Raw genomic sequence first — 16,066 nt, forward strand, 5'->3', positions numbered from 1 at the left:
AAAAGTGGGAACCGGTTTTCCGATAAGGTCATGCATGATTCAAAGACTTCGCCGCGCGTGTTTTCCATTCCTCCGGGTTGCGCCTTCCTGCCGACCCTGGTGGATGCGCTGCTCGACGGCCGACTCGTCGGCCCGCTGCCTGACGATCCCGCGGCGCTTGCCGACATCACGATCTACGTTCCCAACCGCCGCGCCACCCGCGCGCTGATCGCTCTTCTCGCCGAGCGCGGCGAAGGCAAGGCGCAGCTGCTGCCGCGCATCGTCCCCTTGGGCGAAACCGACGAGGCCGAGTTCGAGCTGACGGGCCTGGAGGGCACGCCCCTGCAGGAGGCCGCGAGCCTCAAGCCGCCGATCCCGCCTCTGGAGCGTCGCCTCATCCTCACGCGCCTCGTGCAACGCTGGTCGGCGGAAGTGGACCGCGCACTGCTGCAGCTCGGCCCCGAGGTGCCCTTCATGGTGCCGGCCTCCCCGGCCGACGCGGTGAACCTCGCGGGCGATCTGGAAACCCTGATGGATGCCTTCACCACGGAAGGCATCGACTGGCATGCTCTCGAGCTGGCGGTGGATTCCGACTACTCGAAGTATTTCGAGATCACCCGCCACTTCGTGCAGATCGCGAGCGAGAACTGGCCCAAGATCCTCGCCGAACGCCAGGCGAGCGACCCGGCGCAGCGGCGCAACGCCTTGCTCGAAGCCGAGGCGCGGCGTCTCACCCGCGAGCGGCCGGAGCATCCGATCATCGTCGCCGGCTCGACCGGCTCCGTGCCGGCGAGCGCGAACCTCATGGGCGTCATCGCGCGCCTGCCCAAGGGTGCCATCGTGCTGCCCGGCCTCGACACGGATCTCGACGAGGAGAGCTGGCTCACCATCGGCGGCGTCGGCGACGACGAGACCGATCCGGTGCACGGACACCCGCAGGCGTCCCTGCGCCGCCTCCTCGACAGGCACCTGCGCGTCCCGCGTGCTGCCGTCACCGTTCTCGGCGACGTGCCGGAGGCGGCACGCGCCCGCAACCATCTGCTCTCGCAAGCCCTGCGCCCGGCCGACACCACGGACCGCTGGTCCCTGATCGCGCCCGAGGAGCGCGTGGCCCTGAGCGCAAGCGGATGCGAAGGTCTCGCCATTACCGAGGCCACGGACGAACGCGAGGAAGCTCTCGCCATCGCCATCGCGCTGCGCGAGACGATCGCCCATCCGCACAGGACGGCCGCCCTCGTTACGCCCGATCGCGCACTCGCGGCACGCGTCACCGCGGAACTTGGTCGCTGGGGCCTGAGCGTCGAGGATTCCGCCGGCATTCCGCTGTCCGACACACCGGCGGGGCGGCTTGCGCGTCTGACAGCCGAAGCGGCCGCCGACGATCTGAGGCCCGTGCGCCTTTTGGCGTTGCTTGCGCATCCGATGGTACGTCTCGGCTTGTCCCGCGAGACGGTGGAGCACGCCGCGAGCGTGCTCGAAATCGGCGTGCTGCGCGGGCCTGCTCCTGCGCTCGGCATCGAGGGCGTGCGCGCGGCCCTCGCCAGCCGCCGCGCCGAGATCGATCATCGCACGCCGCGTCCGCGCAAGCGACTGGCGGAGGCCGACTGGGACCTCGCCGACGACCTGCTGCAGCGCCTCGGCGTGGCCTTCGACACCTTCACGCCTGCGGCGCACGGCGAAGGCAAACTCGATCTCATGGCCCTGGTGGAGGATCACCGCCGGGCCGTCGAGCTGCTCTGGACCGGGCCGGATGATGCGCCGGACGACCAGGAGGATGACGCTTCGAGGGAAGCGCTTGCCGCACTCTTCGACGATCTCGAACACTCCGATATCCGTGCCGAAGAGGGCCATCCGCTTGCAGGCCGCTTCGTCGACTACCCCACCTTCTTCACGGCGCTCGCCAAGCAGCGCGCTTTGAGCCCCTCGCCCCGCGCCACGCATCGCCGCCTCAAGATCCTCGGTCTCCTCGAAGCGCGCCTGCTCTCCGTCGACCGTGTAGTGCTCGGCGGGCTGGACGAGGGCTCCTGGCCGCCCCGTACGGTGACGGATGCATTCCTTAACCGCCCTATGCGCTCACGCGTCGGATTGATGCCGCCGGAGCGGCGCGTCGGCCAGACGGCGCATGATTTCGTTCAGGCGCTGGGCACGCGCGACGTGGTGATCACGCGCGCCCACAAGCGCGACGGCTCGCCCATGGTGCCCTCGCGCTTCCTGCAGCGCCTCAAGGCTTTCACGGGCAAGGAGGTGTGGGAGCGCATGATAAAGGCGGGAGAATATTACCGCCGCCTCGCCCGCACCCTCGACACGCCGGAACCCGCGCCACCGCTGCCGCGCCCACGACCCAGGCCCGATCCGGCCCTGTTCCCGCGTTCCTTGAGCGTCACGGAGATCGAGACGCTGGTGCGCGACCCCTATTCCATCTTCGCACGTCACATCCTCAAGCTCGACGCTCTGGATGCGATTGCAGTCACGCCGAGCGCGGCGGAGCGCGGCACGATCATTCATGACGTGCTCGGGAAATTCGCCGAGGCCTATCCGAAGGCCGTTCCAGCCCATGCGCTGGAAGAACTGCTCGCGCTGGGCACAGACGCCTTTGCCGAGATCGGAGAAGCCTATCCCGAGCTCTATGCGGAATGGTGGCCGCGCTTCACGAGGCTTGCCACCGAGTTCGTGACGTGGGAGCAGGCCCGTCGTCCTGCACTCCTCGAAGTCCATGCGGAGCATTCGGGCCGATTGTCGATCCCGCTGCCGGACGGCTCGGTGTTCAACCTCCGGGCCCGTGCCGACCGCATCGAGCACCGCCGCGACGGCGGCTTCGCCATCATCGATTTCAAGACGGGCCAGCCGCCCGGCGTGAAAGAGGTCTATGCCGGCTTCTCGCCGCAGCTCACGCTGGAAGCCATGATGCTGATGAAGGGCGCCTTCAAAGGCCTGCCCAAGGCAAAGGAAACGCCGGACCTGATCTACATCCACACCACCGGCGGGCGCGAGCCGATCAAGCCGCGCGAGATCGGCCCGACGGGCAAGGAAACGCGAACCGTCGCGGAGATCGTGGAAGAGCATCGCCGCCGGTTCGAGGGCATGATCGTGCGTTACGCCAAGGGCGAAGCGGCCTACGTCTCGCGCCCCTTCCCGAAATATGCGCGCCGCTTCTCCGAATACGATCATCTGGCGCGCGTGAAGGAATGGTCGCTGGCGAGCGCGGGTGGCGGTGAGGGATCCGAATGAGCGCCGATCTCGTCATCCCGGAATACACCAAGGACGCGCAGCGCCGCGCCGCCAATCCCCGCGCCTCGGCCTGGGTGTCGGCCAATGCGGGAGCGGGCAAGACCAAGGTGCTGACCGACCGGGTCGTGCGGCTGCTGCTCGCGGGTTCGCTGCCGGGCCGGATCCTGTGCCTCACCTTCACCAAGGCCGCTGCCGCCAACATGGCGATCCGCGTCTTCGAGCGCCTCGGCCGCTGGGTGACGCTCGACGAGGAGAGCCTCGTCAGGGAGCTGACGGAGCTTGAGGGCGCGAAGCCGACGCGCCAGCAGGTCAAGCTCGCGCGCACGTTGTTTGCGCGCGCGGTGGAAACGCCGGGTGGCCTCAAGATCGACACCATCCACGCGTTCTGCGAGCGCCTTCTCCATCTCGTGCCCTTCGAGGCCAACGTGCCCGCGCGCTTCGCCGTGCTCGACGAGAGCCAGACCGACGAGATGCTGGCGCAGGCCGCCGCCAACGTGATGGCCGATGCGGCAGGCGGCAACTATCCGGAACTTGCCGAGGCCCTCGACACCATCAGTGTCGATGCGGTAGGCGATGCGCTCACCGCAGCCATCAACGCGGCCTTGAGGTGCAAAACCGTCCTGCACGATCCGGAGCGGCCTGCACGGCTTCGCGCAGAACTCGGGCTGGGGCCGGGCGAGACGCTCGAGACCATCGAGCGCATGATGCTCGAAGGCGGCCTCAAGCCGGAAGACTGGCCGCCTATCGCGCAGGAGCTGCGCGCCGGAAAGGCGACGGACCAGAAGCGGGCCGACTCCCTGATCGCCGCTGCTGAGGCCAAGGATATCTCAGAGAAGCTCGAGAAGTATCTCTCCGTCTTCCTCACCAATGAGGGAACGCCGCGCAAGGGCTCGGCCTTCCTCACCAAGGATGTCGGCGAGAGCCTGAAGGACGCGTTGCTGCGAGAGCAGGAGCGGGTGTGCTCGCTGATCGACAGGCGCAAGGCCGCGCGTGCGCTCGAGCGCACCAATGCGCTGTTCACGCTGGCGGCCGAAATCCACACCCGCGTCGAGCAGGCGAAGATGCGCCTCGGCGCCCTCGACTTTCAGGATCTCATCGACAAGACGCTGGCCCTTCTCTCTCGCGGCGACACGGCCTGGGTTCTCTACAAGCTCGATCGCGGCATCGATCACGTGCTGATCGACGAGGCGCAGGACACGAACCCGGAGCAATGGGAGATCCTGCGCAAGATTACCGAGGATTTCACGGCAGGCGCCGGTGCTGCGGGCGGGCGCGTACGCACGCTCTTTGCCGTGGGCGATCCGAAACAGTCGATCTACGGCTTTCAAGGAGCCGCCCCGCAGGAATTCGAGTCCACGCGCCGCGCCTGGTCGCAGAAGGTCAAGCAGGCGGAGCTTCACTTCGAGGATGTGTCGCTCACCATGTCGTTCCGCTCGGCCAGGGCGGTGCTCTCGGCCGTGGATGCGACCTTCGCGGTCGACCGGCACTTCAAGGGCCTGTCCTTCGAGGACAAGGCAGTCGGCACCGTGCACGAGAGCGCCCGCCCGCATGCGCCCGGCCTCGTCGAGCTGTGGCCGGTCGAAACGCCGGCGGACGAAGAAGAACCCGAGGCCTGGGTGCTGCCCATCGACGAGCCGGAGCAGCAAGCCCCGCCCGTGATCGTCGCGCGCCGCATCGCGCAGGCCGTGAAGTGCTGGACCACCAAGGGCGATGAGACAGGCCGCGTCTGGACTGCGGGCGACGTGCTCGTCCTGGTGCGTAAGCGCGGCGCCGCCTTCGAGGCGGTGATCCGCGCCCTGAAGGAAGCGGGCGTGCCGGTGGCGGGCGCGGACCGGCTCAACATCGGCGAGCACATCGCCGTGCTCGATCTCGTGGCGGCGGGGCGTGCGGCGCTCCTGCCCGACGATGATCTCACCCTCGCAACTGCGCTCAAATCGCCGCTCGTGGGCCTCACCGACGATGATCTCATCCGCATCGCCGCCGACCGCGCGGACGAGGAATCCCTGCACGTCGCCCTGACGCGCCATGCAGATGCCGGCGATGCGAAAGCGAAGCGCGGATGCGAGGCGCTCGCCGCGTGGCGCGAGCTGGCCCGCGTCCACGGCCCCTTCGGGTTCTTCGCCACTCTGCTCGGTCCCCGTGGCGGCCGTTCGCTGCTCGTGGCGCGCCTCGGCAGCGAGGCGGGCGACGCCATCGATGCGTTCTTGTGCTTCGCGCATCAGTCGGAGATGACGGAGACACCTTCGCTCTCCTACTTCCTCAGCCGGTTCGAATCGGCCGACCATACGATCAAGCGCGACCTGGATTCCGTGAACAACGAAGTGCGCGTGATGACCGTGCACGGCGCCAAAGGCCTCGAGGCTCCCATCGTGGTGCTCATCGACGGCTGCGAGGTGCTGGGGCGCGATCCGCCGCTGCTGCTCTTGCAGACGGCAACGGGCGACAGGATTCCCGTGTGGTCGCCGGGCAAATCTTCCGATTCGAGCGTGGTGGCGCAGGCGCGCGACCTTCTGCATGCCAAAGGCCGCGAGGAGCACAACCGGCTGCTCTACGTCGCCATGACCCGTGCCAAGGACCGGCTGGTGATCGCGCCGTATCTCACGGGCAAGAAGGAATCGCCGCAGGAAGCCTGGTGCGAGATGATCCGTCATGGCCTCGTCGAAAAGGCCGGCGGCCTGGAGCTGGACGAAGCGCCCTACGGCCCGATCTCAGTCTGGCGGGAGGGCTCGCCGCTGGCCCGCACGCTGGCGGCGGAATCCGATATCCAGCCGCTCGATCCCATCGCCGTCCCGGATTGGTTGACGCATGCAGCCTCGCCGGAACCCGAACCCCTGCCCCCGATCCGCCCCTCCAGCGCGCTCGGCGCCGCCGATCGCATGACGCGGCCGGGCGACGGACCCTACGCACCGGAGGCGCGCCTGCGCGGCACCCTGGTCCATGCCCTGCTGGAGCGCCTGCCGGCGCTGGCGCCGGAACACCGGGAGAGCATGGCGCGGGCTTATGTGAAGGCGCGGGCGCCGCGCCTCTCCGCGGCCTTAGGCGAATCGATCTTGGCCGATACCCTTGATGTCCTCGACCATCCCGACCTCAGGCCCCTCTTCGGCAAGGGTTCACGGGCCGAGGCGCCGATCGCCGGGCGGGTGCTGACGCCGGAGGGCGAGATCCTGGTGTCGGGCCAGATCGACCGGGTGGCGGTCCTCGAGACGGAGGTGCTGGTGGCCGATTTCAAGACCACGGCGCGCCCACCCAAGCCCGGCCAGCCGCCGCCGCGGGCTTACGTGGCGCAGCTCGCCCTCTACCGGACGCTCCTTGCCGAGATCTACCCGGGCAAGCGCATCCGCACCTTCCTGGTCTGGACGGCAGGACCGGCCATCCATGAGCTCATGGAACCCGACCTGGAATCGGCACTTACCCTCATCAAAGCCGCGTGAGGGCCGGCGCCCTTGCTTGATTCCCTCAGGCCGGGTTCTTACCTTGGCCCTATAGCCGAGCGGCTCGGATCCTGAGTCGCGTTCAACGTCAAAGGTGATGGTATGGCGACCGTAAAGGTGACCGACTCAAGCTTCGCGCAGGATGTCCTGCAATCCTCCGAGCCCGTCGTGGTCGATTTCTGGGCGGAATGGTGCGGTCCCTGCCGCATGATCGGCCCGGCCCTCGAAGAGATTTCCGACGAGATGGCCGGCAAGGTGAAGATCGCCAAGCTCAACGTGGACGAGAACCCGCAGATCTCCTCCCAGCTCGGCATCCGGTCGATCCCGGCGCTCATGATGTTCAAGGACGGCAAGGTCGTCGCCCAGAAGGTCGGCGCCGCTCCCAAGGGCGAGCTGTCCCGCTGGATCCAGGCTTCGGCTTGATCGGACTGAGATCGGGAAGTTACGAAAGGGGCCGAAAGGCCCCTTTTCTCTTGTGCCGGCGATCATGGCGCGGGATTACTCCGGCAGCGTCCCGTTCGCCGCCAGCACCTCGCCGGCGAGGTAGAGAGAGCCGCAGATCAGCACCCGGGGAGGGTGGTCCCAGACGTAGTTGTGGAGCGAGGCGAGCGCCGATTCGACGCTCGGAGCCGTCGAGGTCGTGAGCCCGACGCTACCGGCGATCGCCGCGACCTCGTCCGCCGGGCGCGCGGCGATCTGGCCGGCAATCGGGACGGCGATCACCTCTCGGGCGAGACCGGAGAAGTTCTTGAAGAAGGCCTGAGAATCCTTGGTGCCGAGCATGCCCGTGATCAGCACGAGCGGCGCGTCCGAGCGCTCGCTCCGGTCCGCCATGGCGGCGGCGAGCACCCGGCCGCCATCGGGGTTGTGACCGCCGTCGAGCCAGAGCTCGCAGCCCTTGGGCGCAATCTCCGGCAGGCGGCCCCGGTTCAGGCGCTGGAGGCGGCCCGGCCATTCGGCGCGGGTGAGGCCCGCCTCGAAAGCCGAGGTCTCGAACTGCTCGAAGCCTGCCGCACGCAGGGCCGCGATGGCCGTTCCGGCGTTGATGAATTGGTGACGCCCGACAAGTCTGGGCCGCGGAAGATCGAGCAGGCCCTTCTCGTCCTGGTAGACGAGCCGCCCGCCCTCCTCGTGCACGGAGAAATCCTGCTGGCCGATGAGAAGCGGGGAGGCACCGATGCGTTCCGCCTCATCATGCAGGGTCTGATCGGCCTCCGTGTAATCCTGCGGCGCGATGACGGCCGGACACCCGCGCTTGAAGATGCCCGCCTTCTCCCGGGCAATGGCCTTCAGCGTCGTGCCGAGATATTCCGCGTGATCGTGCCCGATGGGCGTGACCACGGCAGCAGCCGGCCTGTCGATGACGTTGGTGGCATCGAACCGCCCGCCGAGACCGACCTCCAGCAGGAGCACGTCGGCGGGCTCCTCCGAGAAGATCAGCAGGGCGGCCGCGGTCGTGATCTCGAACACCGTGATGGGCTCGCCCGCATTCACCGCTTCGCAGCGCCGGAAGGCTTCGACGAGTCTTTCCTCGCTCACGTAGCGCCCGCCCCCGAAGCGTCCGAGGCGGACGCGCTCGTGGAAGCGCACGAGATGGGGCGAGGTATAGACGTGAACGGCGAGTCCCGCGCTCTCCAGGATCGCCCGCATGAACGCGATGGTCGAACCCTTGCCGTTGGTGCCGGCCACATGGATCACCGGCGGCAGGCGGCGCTCCGGATGGCCGAGCTGAGCCAGAAGCCGCTGGATGCGCCCGAGCGAAAGATCGATGGTCTTCGGATGCAGGGCGAGAAAGCGCGCGATCAGCGCATCGGAGGATTCCATCGCCCTGATCTCGCTTACTCGGCGGCGACCGCAACGGCCGTCGTTCCAGGCGAAGCCGCCGGCGCCTTGGTGAAGAGGCGCGAGAGGCGCGCAACGGTCGATTTGAGGTCGTGGCGATGCACCACCGCGTCCACCATGCCGTGCTCCTTGAGATACTCGGCGCGCTGGAAGCCGTCGGGCAGCTTCTCGCGGATGGTCTGCTCGATCACGCGCGGGCCGGCAAAGCCGATGAGCGCGCCGGGCTCGGCCAGATGCACGTCGCCGAGCATGGCATAGGACGCCGTCACGCCGCCCGTGGTCGGGTTCGTGAGCACGACGATATAGGGCAGCTTGGCATCGCGCAGGCGGCGGATCGCCACCGTGGTGCGGGGCATCTGCATGAGGGACAGGATTCCCTCCTGCATGCGCGCGCCGCCGGAGCCGGCGAAGAGCACATAGGGCGTCTTCTTGTCGAGGGCCGTCTCGGCGCCCTTGATGAAGGCCTCGCCCGCCGCCATGCCGAGGGAGCCGCCCATGAAGCCGAAATCCTGCACGGCGATCGTCATCGGCAGGTCCTCGACCCGGCCGAAGCCGACCTTGAAGGCATCCTGCTGGCCGGTCTTGGTGCGGGCGTCCTTCAGGCGGTCGATGTAGCGCTTCTCGTCACGGAACTTGAGCGGATCGACCGCCACCTCCGGCAGGGCCACGTCGAGCCAGGTTCCGTTGTCGAACATGAGCTGCAGGCGCTGGGTAGCGGAGATCCGCATGTGGTGGTTGGAGCCGGGGATCACCCACTGGTTCGCCTCCACGTCCTTGTGGAACACCACCTGGCCCGTTTCCGGGCACTTGATCCAGAGATTGTCCGGCGTCTCGCGCTTGAAGAGCGTCTTGATCTTCGGACGGACGACTTCGGAAATCCAGTTCATCGCTTCAATCCTCTCGTCATGGCCGGGTCCTGCCCGGCCATCCACGTCTGACCACGCTGGAGGCGTGGATGCCTGCCATGGCAGGGATGACGTGCCTTATGTATTAGGCCGCCGCTCGTTTTGCCACCGAGCGCACGCCTTCGCTCAATTCCTTTACCAGCTTCGTCACCGCCTCGACGGAGCCTGCCGTCGCGCGATCCTCGGCGTCGAGGGTGCCCTTCAGCGCGTCGATGAGGGCGGAACCCACCACGACCCCGTCGGCGCCCTGGGCCACCGCCGCCGCATGCGCCCCGCTCTTGACGCCGAAGCCCACGACGACCGGGAGAGGCGTGTGACGCTTGATCCGCTCCACGGCGGTCGCGACCTTGCCGAAATCAGGCGTCGCCGCGCCGGTGATGCCGGTGATCGAGACGTAATAGACGAAGCCCGCCGTGTTCGCGAGCACCGCCGGCAGACGCCTGTCGTCCGTGGTCGGGGTGGCGAGCCGAATGAAGGCGAGGCCCGCCTCGAGGGCCGGCAGGCACAGCTCGTCGTCTTCCTCCGGAGGCAGGTCGACGACGATCAGGCCGTCGACGCCGGCCTCTTTGGCATCCGCCAGGAAGCGGTCGACGCCATAGACGAAGATCGGGTTGAAATAGCCCATGAGGATCACGGGCGTGTCCTGATCTCCGGTCCGGAAGCGGCGGATCAGGTCGAGGGTCTTGACCGTGTCCTGGCCCACTTTCAGGGCCCGCAGGCCCGCCGCCTGGATCGCCGGGCCGTCGGCCATGGGATCGGTGAAGGGCAGCCCGAACTCGACGATGTCGGCCCCGGCCCTCGGCAGGCTTTTCAGGATCTCCAAAGAGGTCTCCGGATCCGGATCGCCGGCCATCACATAGGTCACCAGGGCGGCGCGGCCCTCCTGGCGGCATTGTTGAAAACGGGCTTCGATGCGCTTTGTCATGGGCTGCGTCTTTAGCATGGGATTTGCGAGATGTGGACAGGGATATCGCATTTCCGCGAAGCCGCATGTAATGGTGTTTTCGGGCCCGCGGTAAGGCGAGGCTCACCCTCTTCGCGACGCGAGATCTCCGGGAGCCGGCTCTTGGCGAGAACCACCCAAATGAGCAAGCTGCGAGCCCCCTATCTCAAGCGGATATGGCTCGATGAGGACCGCGTCCCCGATCGGAACGTCTATCCCTTTTGCCTGCCGATCTTCAGCCGCGACGAATTCTCACTCGAGTTCGACAGCCCCATCACCATCATCGTGGGTGAGAACGGTGTCGGGAAATCGACCATCCTGGAGGGTATCGCCGCTCTGGCCGGCTACGATGAAGCCGGTGGCGGGAAAGGATACATGCCCGTCGATCACTCCCGCGCGGTGGAGGCGATGGGCGGGGATTTGAGCAAGGCTTTACGCGCAAGCTGGCTGCCAAAAATCACACGAGGCTGGTTTTTCAGAGCCGAGAGCTTCTTCTCCGTCTCCCGCTATCTCGACCAGGCCGCGATGGATGCGGGACAGGCTCCGCCAGATTTCCTCTCCCATTCCCATGGGGAGGGGTTTCTGCGCTTCTTCGAGGAACGTTGCAGAAATCAAGGTCTCTACATCTTCGACGAGCCGGAATCAGCTCTATCGCCATCGCGGCAGGTGGAGTTCCTCAAGCTTTTGCGCCGCATGGATGAGGCAGGTTTCAGCCAAGTCATCATGGCAACGCACTCGCCCATGCTGATGGCCTACCCTGGCGCAAGGCTGCTTGGGTTATCAAAACATGGATTGGAGCCGATCAAGCTCGAGGAAACGCAGCATTTCCGATTGCTGCGAGAGTTCTGCCTCGATCCCGAGCTTTTCATCCAGATGATGTTGGAGGATTGAAAGGGCCCTGCAGGCAGGGCCCTTCCATGACCATGCCTCAAACGATCTGGTTGCCCAGATGCTCGGCGATCTGGAACAGGTCCTTGTCGCCGCGGCCGCTGATATTGACCACCATCAGGTGATCCTTGGGCTTCTGCGGAGCCAGTTCCATGACCTTGGCGAGCGCATGGCTCGGCTCGAGCGCGGGCAGGATGCCCTCGAGCCGCGAGCAGAGCTGGAAGGCGTCCAGCGCCTCCTGGTCGGTAGCGGAGAGGTAGGTCACGCGCCCCATCTCGTGCAGCCAGGCGTGTTCCGGACCGATCCCCGGATAGTCGAGGCCCGCCGAAATCGAATGGGCGTCCTGGATCTGTCCGTCACGATCCATGAGCAGGTAGGTGCGGTTGCCGTGGAGCACGCCCGGGCGACCGCCGGAAAGGGAGGCCGCATGCAGCTTGTCGAGGCCGTGGCCGGCCGCCTCCACGCCGTAGATCTCGATGTCCTTGTCGTCCAGGAAGGGGTGGAAGAGGCCGATCGCGTTGGAGCCGCCGCCGATGCAGGCGACGAGCGAATCCGGCAGGCGGCCTTCGGCCTGCATCATCTGCTCGCGGGTCTCGGTTCCGATGACGCACTGGAAGTCGCGCACCATGGCCGGATAGGGGTGCGGGCCCGCCACCGTGCCGATGCAGTAGAAGGTATCGGCGACGTTCGTCACCCAGTCGCGCAGGGCCTCGTTCATGGCGTCCTTGAGCGTGCGGGTGCCGGACTGCACGGGCACGACCTTGGCGCCGAGCATGTTCATGCGGAACACGTTGGGCTTCTGCCGCTCCACGTCGACCGCGCCCATATAGACGATGCATTCCAGCCCGAAGCGTGCGCAGAGCGTCGCGGTGGCAACCCCGTGCTGGCCCGCGCCCGTCTCGGCGATGATGCGCTTCTTGCCCATGCGGCGGGCGAGAAGGATCTGGCCCAACACGTTGTTCACCTTGTGGGCGCCGGTGTGGTTCAGCTCTTCGCGCTTGAAGTAGATTTTTGCGCCGCCCGATAGGCCGGAGGCCGTCGAAACCTCACGGAGATGCTCGGTCATGCGTTCGGCGAAATAGAGCGGGCTCGGACGGCCGATGTAATGGGTCGAGTAGCTCGCCATGTCGGCGTGGAAGGCCGGATCGTTCCTCGCCTCCTCGTAGGCCTTTTCCAGCTCGAGGATGTTCGGCATCAGGGTCTCGGCCACGAAGCGGCCGCCGAACTGGCCGAAATGCCCGCGCTCGTCGGGACCGGTGCGGAAGGAATTGGGTTGGGCTTGAGCTGACACGGCCTGTCCTGCCTTGAAGGTCTGATAAGCACGCCCGAACAGACGTGCCGTCCTGGTCTAGTGATGGGCAGCAGCGAATGCTGACCGGGCGGCCCGGATGAAGGCCTCGATCCTGGCCGGATCCTTCAGACCCGGACCGCTTTCCACCCCGGACGACACGTCCACCGCCCTGGGCTTCGTAAGCCGGATGGCCTCCGCCACGTTGTCGGGGGTGAGGCCTCCTGACAGCATGAAGGAAACCTTACGGTCAAGCCCGTCGAGGAGCCGCCAGTCGAAGGAGATCCCGTTGCCGCCGGGCAGAGCCTCGGCCGTGCGGGGCGGCTTGGCGTCGAGCAGGATGTGGTCGACGCCGCCCGCATAGGGGCGAAGCGCCTGCAGATCGGAGGCTTGCTCGATGCCGACAGCCTTCATGACCGGCCGCCTGACCATGGCCCGGATCTCGGCCACGCGCTCGGGGCTCTCGTGGCCATGCAGCTGGATCAGGTCGGGGTTGAGCGCCTCGATGGCCTGCGCGATCGCCTCGTCGGCCGGATCGACCAGCAGCACCACGCGCTGGGCGCGGCCCCTGGCCTGCAGGGAGAGACGGTGCCCGAGATCCAGGCTGACGTGACGGGGGCTCCTGGGGAAGCGCACGAAGCCGACCATGTCCGCACCTGCGGCCAGGGCGGCATCGAGGGTCTCGGGCGTGGAGAGCCCGCAGATTTTCACCAGATTGTCCATGAGGGCACTTTTACAACGCTTTTGCCAGGGAGCGCCATACCAGCATCGCCGCAGCCAGATCCTCCAGCGCGGCACCCACCGATTTGAAGGCCGTGATGGCTTCAGGATCGCGACGGGGCGGGGCTTGGCACAGGTCCGTCAGGGTTCCGAGAACATGGCTCTCGGGGATCGCGCCGCTCTGGAGCGACACGGCCACGTCGCCGCCCTCTGACCTGGCGGCCGGCGTGTCGATATAGACCTGCGCCCGGCGCAGGGCTTCGTCATCGGCCTCGCGCATCTTGAGATTGAAGGCGCCGACGAGATCGAGATGCGCGCCCGCCTTGAGCCAGGCGCCCTTGACGATGGGGGCGGTCGAGAGCGTCGCGCAGGAGACGAGATCAGCCCCGCGCACTGCGTCTTCGAGATCCGTCACCGCCGTGACCGGCAGACCTTCGGCCCGGAGCGAGGCGGCAAGGCTCTCGGCCTTCCGGCCGTTATGGTTCCAGAGCGCCACCTCGCGGATTGGGCGTTGGCTCAGATGGGCGCGAATGAGGAAGGGCGCCAGTGCGCCGGATCCGATCATCACCATGCGGCTCGCATCCTCGCGGGCCAGATGGCGCGCCGCCAGGGCGGAGGCGGCGGCCGTGCGCCAGACTGTCAGGCGCGTGCCGTCGAGAACCGAGACGGGCTCGCCCGTCTCGCCGTCCATCAGAAGATAGGATCCCATCACGCTGGGCAGGCCCTTGGCACCATTCTCCGGGAAGACGGACACGACCTTTACGCCGACGAACCCGTCCCGCATGGCGGGACCGGTCCAGGACGGCATGAGCAGGAGCGTGCCGGGAGCGCGCGGACGCTCGATCTCGTGATGGTGCCGCGGGGGCGCGACCATGTCGCCGCGAAAGGCCTCGGCCAGGGCATCGATCAGGGCCGGAAAGGTGAGAACCCGATCGATCTCGGCGGAGGTCACGACACGCATGGAGTTTGCTTAGAACCGGGGGCCCGGGGAGGAGGAGACGGTGGCCGGCAAGGTGGTCGTGGCCGGGGCGTTCTGTGACTTGAGGCGCTCAGTCTCGTAGCGCAGCTGCCGCGTCTCGCGCCGGAGCTGGCGCCGCGACTTCCGGTTCTTGCCCTGCGCGAGCCAGCTTGCCGTGCCGCCGATCACCACGCCGAGCATGACGGCCGCGAAGATCACGGCGAACAGGGGCAGCTGCGTGGCGAATTCCGGCGCGTCCTGCGAGAACGGATCGAGCGACAGGGTCACCGGCGCCCGGTTCGCGACCGCGAGCAAGACGATCAGGATGGCCACCGGCAGGAGAATGAGCGCCTTCAGAAAACGAATCACGAACACCTCTCAAGAATGACTTCAAGGATCGGTGGCAAGGATTACTGGGCGGCAGCGGCCTTGAGCACCTTCGGAGCCGGGGCGTTGAGCCGCTGACGCATTTCCTTGCCCGTCTTGAAGACGGGAACGACCTTTTCGGAGATGGAAACGGATTCGCCCGTGCGCGGGTTGCGGCCCGTGCGAGCGTCCCGCTTCTTCACCGAGAACGCGCCGAAGCCGCGCAGCTCGACCCGATCGCCCCTGGCGAGGGCATCGGCGATGGTATCGAGGATCGCATTCACGATCTTTTCCACGTCTCGCTGGTAGAGATGCGGGTTCTGCTCGGCGATCTTGAGCACCAGTTCGGATTTGATCATGGAATGGCTATATCTTTGACGTTGCTTTATTTTTCCAAAGGTTGCCAGACGGCCAGGAGGCCGTCAAGTTGCGCAACCTCGGCCTGAGACGATGTCCGGCGCAACGCGTCGGCCACGCGCTCGAATCCGAAGAGATCGGCCATCGTGGCGCTCATGGCGAAGAGGGAAAGATCCCGGTCGCTGCTCGGCTTCCAGTCGCGAATCGGCAGGTCCTTGGCCACGCCCTTGTTCTGCTCGAGCCAGGCGACCGCGTCGCGCTCGCCGCCGATCTTGTCGACGAGCTTCAGGGGCACGCCCTGCCGGCCGCTGAAGACCTGGCCGGTGGAGGCGGCGGCCAGTTCGCTCTCGCTCAGGCGGCGGCGGTCGCGCACCAGCGTCTTGAACCAGTCATAGGTGTCGTTGACCACCGCCTGCATGGCCGCGCGGGCTTCCGGCGAGGTCGGCTTGAACGGGCTGGGCTCCGCCTTGAGCGGCGAGGACTTCACCTCCTCCAGCTTGACGCCGACCTGGCCCATGAGGCCCGACAAGTCGGGATATTGGAAGAGCACGCCAATGGAGCCCACGATCGAGGTCTCCCGGGCAACAATGTAATCGGTGGCGACCGCCGTGATGTAGCCGCCTGAGGCGGCCGTGCCGTCGACGAAGGTGACGACCGGCTTCTTCTCGCTCAGCCGGCGGATGTTGCGGAAGAGTTCCTCGGAGCCGGTGGTGGTGCCGCCGGGGCTGTTGATGGAGATCACGACCCCGGAGACGGCGCTCGAATCGCCCACCCGCTGCATCAGGTCGGCGAGACGCTGGTTGCCGGTGATCACGCCGTCGATGGAAATGCGCGCGATCTGGTTCTGGATCGCCCCGTATCCGGCCCGGTCGGCGGCGGCATAGCCGATGGCGGCGACGGCCGCGATGAGGCCTGAAAATCCGGCGACGCGCCAGAAGGACAGCTTGCGGCGCAGACGGCGGCGGTCGGCGATGGCTTCGGCGTCGATGGACATCGATTGGTCTCTTGCTGGTTCCAAGTCGGATGAGAAGGGCAGCACCCTAGAGCGCTTTCAACGCAATTTCCAGGTGGCGAACGTGAATCCGCCCCGGCCGAAAATGCGTCCAAGCCCAAGCAGATAGGGCAGCAGGCGAGCCGGCCAACAAAAAATCTCGCGCGACG

General features: G+C 66.8%; 13 protein-coding genes. 4 read left to right on the plus strand and 9 right to left on the minus strand.

What is annotated here, in order from left to right:
• The first annotated feature begins 30 nt into the window (after positions 1 to 30).
• The 3 genes from addB (at position 31) to trxA (ending at position 7,061) form a co-directional block, all read left to right on the plus strand.
• The gene (addB, locus tag VB672_RS14100) at positions 31 to 3,207 is read left to right on the plus strand and encodes a double-strand break repair protein AddB (protein ID WP_329784825.1); all 3,177 of its coding nucleotides are present in this window, start codon (positions 31 to 33) and stop codon (positions 3,205 to 3,207) included.
• Positions 3,204 to 6,638: a double-strand break repair helicase AddA gene (gene addA / locus VB672_RS14105; RefSeq protein WP_329784826.1), complete on the plus strand. Its 3,435-nt coding sequence runs from the start codon at positions 3,204 to 3,206 to the stop codon at positions 6,636 to 6,638. Before addB ends, addA begins: the two co-directional genes overlap by 4 nt.
• Positions 6,639 to 6,740: 102 nt before the next feature.
• Complete coding sequence (gene trxA / locus VB672_RS14110) at positions 6,741 to 7,061, plus strand: thioredoxin (protein ID WP_036360939.1); 321 nt, start codon at positions 6,741 to 6,743, stop codon at positions 7,059 to 7,061.
• A gap of 75 nt (positions 7,062 to 7,136) precedes the next feature.
• Here the strand turns inward: trxA and VB672_RS14115 are convergent, their stop codons facing one another.
• The 3 genes from VB672_RS14115 to trpA all read right to left on the minus strand — a co-directional run bounded on the left by VB672_RS14115 (position 7,137) and on the right by trpA (position 10,310).
• The gene (locus tag VB672_RS14115) at positions 7,137 to 8,462 is read right to left on the minus strand and encodes a bifunctional folylpolyglutamate synthase/dihydrofolate synthase (RefSeq protein ID WP_329784827.1); all 1,326 of its coding nucleotides are present in this window, start codon (positions 8,460 to 8,462) and stop codon (positions 7,137 to 7,139) included.
• A gap of 14 nt (positions 8,463 to 8,476) precedes the next feature.
• Positions 8,477 to 9,367, minus strand: a complete 891-nt coding sequence (gene accD / locus VB672_RS14120) for an acetyl-CoA carboxylase, carboxyltransferase subunit beta (RefSeq protein ID WP_329784828.1) — start codon at positions 9,365 to 9,367, stop codon at positions 8,477 to 8,479.
• 103 nt (positions 9,368 to 9,470) lie between these two features.
• Positions 9,471 to 10,310: a tryptophan synthase subunit alpha gene (trpA, locus tag VB672_RS14125; protein WP_329784829.1), complete on the minus strand. Its 840-nt coding sequence runs from the start codon at positions 10,308 to 10,310 to the stop codon at positions 9,471 to 9,473.
• Between the two features lie 159 nt (positions 10,311 to 10,469).
• Here trpA and VB672_RS14130 point away from each other — a divergent pair, with 159 nt between their 5' ends.
• On the plus strand, positions 10,470 to 11,219 hold the full coding sequence (locus tag VB672_RS14130; RefSeq protein ID WP_442932039.1) for an AAA family ATPase: 750 nt from the start codon (positions 10,470 to 10,472) through the stop codon (positions 11,217 to 11,219).
• 37 nt (positions 11,220 to 11,256) lie between these two features.
• Here VB672_RS14130 and trpB read toward each other — a convergent pair whose 3' ends face one another.
• Genes trpB through sppA form a run of 6 tightly spaced genes read right to left on the minus strand, consistent with a single transcriptional unit; the run spans position 11,257 to position 15,899 of the window.
• On the minus strand, positions 11,257 to 12,507 hold the full coding sequence (trpB, locus tag VB672_RS14135) for a tryptophan synthase subunit beta (protein ID WP_329784831.1): 1,251 nt from the start codon (positions 12,505 to 12,507) through the stop codon (positions 11,257 to 11,259).
• Positions 12,508 to 12,564: 57 nt separating this feature from the next.
• Positions 12,565 to 13,227 (minus strand): phosphoribosylanthranilate isomerase, encoded by a 663-nt coding sequence (locus VB672_RS14140; protein WP_329784832.1) that lies wholly within the window; start codon positions 13,225 to 13,227, stop codon positions 12,565 to 12,567.
• Positions 13,228 to 13,237: 10 nt separating this feature from the next.
• Positions 13,238 to 14,185: an ornithine cyclodeaminase family protein gene (locus VB672_RS14145; RefSeq protein WP_329784833.1), complete on the minus strand. Its 948-nt coding sequence runs from the start codon at positions 14,183 to 14,185 to the stop codon at positions 13,238 to 13,240.
• Positions 14,186 to 14,194: 9 nt separating this feature from the next.
• Positions 14,195 to 14,551 carry a LapA family protein gene (locus tag VB672_RS14150; RefSeq protein ID WP_329784834.1) on the minus strand — a complete coding sequence of 119 codons (357 nt, stop codon included), beginning with the start codon at positions 14,549 to 14,551 and terminating at the stop codon, positions 14,195 to 14,197.
• Positions 14,552 to 14,592: 41 nt separating this feature from the next.
• On the minus strand, positions 14,593 to 14,907 hold the full coding sequence (gene ihfB, locus VB672_RS14155) for an integration host factor subunit beta (RefSeq protein ID WP_036360924.1): 315 nt from the start codon (positions 14,905 to 14,907) through the stop codon (positions 14,593 to 14,595).
• 26 nt (positions 14,908 to 14,933) lie between these two features.
• Positions 14,934 to 15,899 (minus strand): signal peptide peptidase SppA, encoded by a 966-nt coding sequence (sppA, locus tag VB672_RS14160; RefSeq protein WP_329784835.1) that lies wholly within the window; start codon positions 15,897 to 15,899, stop codon positions 14,934 to 14,936.
• Between the last annotated feature and the right edge of the window lie 167 nt (positions 15,900 to 16,066).

This window comes from Microvirga sp. CF3016, from assembly GCF_036314085.1.
In the GTDB taxonomy this organism is placed as follows: Bacteria; Pseudomonadota; Alphaproteobacteria; order Rhizobiales; family Beijerinckiaceae; genus Microvirga.

What these genes read in the sequence shown, in the direction of transcription:
- addB (WP_329784825.1), top strand. Translation starts at nt 31, where the DNA reads ATGCATGATTCAAAGACTTCGCCGCGCGTGTTTTCCATTCCTCCGGGT.
- addA (WP_329784826.1), top strand. Translation starts at nt 3,204, where the DNA reads ATGAGCGCCGATCTCGTCATCCCGGAATACACCAAGGACGCGCAGCGC.
- trxA (WP_036360939.1), top strand. Translation starts at nt 6,741, where the DNA reads ATGGCGACCGTAAAGGTGACCGACTCAAGCTTCGCGCAGGATGTCCTG.
- VB672_RS14115 (WP_329784827.1), bottom strand. Translation starts at nt 8,462, where the DNA reads ATGGAATCCTCCGATGCGCTGATCGCGCGCTTTCTCGCCCTGCATCCG.
- accD (WP_329784828.1), bottom strand. Translation starts at nt 9,367, where the DNA reads ATGAACTGGATTTCCGAAGTCGTCCGTCCGAAGATCAAGACGCTCTTC.
- trpA (WP_329784829.1), bottom strand. Translation starts at nt 10,310, where the DNA reads ATGACAAAGCGCATCGAAGCCCGTTTTCAACAATGCCGCCAGGAGGGC.
- VB672_RS14130 (WP_442932039.1), top strand. Translation starts at nt 10,470, where the DNA reads ATGAGCAAGCTGCGAGCCCCCTATCTCAAGCGGATATGGCTCGATGAG.
- VB672_RS14140 (WP_329784832.1), bottom strand. Translation starts at nt 13,227, where the DNA reads ATGGACAATCTGGTGAAAATCTGCGGGCTCTCCACGCCCGAGACCCTC.
- VB672_RS14145 (WP_329784833.1), bottom strand. Translation starts at nt 14,185, where the DNA reads ATGCGTGTCGTGACCTCCGCCGAGATCGATCGGGTTCTCACCTTTCCG.
- ihfB (WP_036360924.1), bottom strand. Translation starts at nt 14,907, where the DNA reads ATGATCAAATCCGAACTGGTGCTCAAGATCGCCGAGCAGAACCCGCAT.
- sppA (WP_329784835.1), bottom strand. Translation starts at nt 15,899, where the DNA reads ATGTCCATCGACGCCGAAGCCATCGCCGACCGCCGCCGTCTGCGCCGC.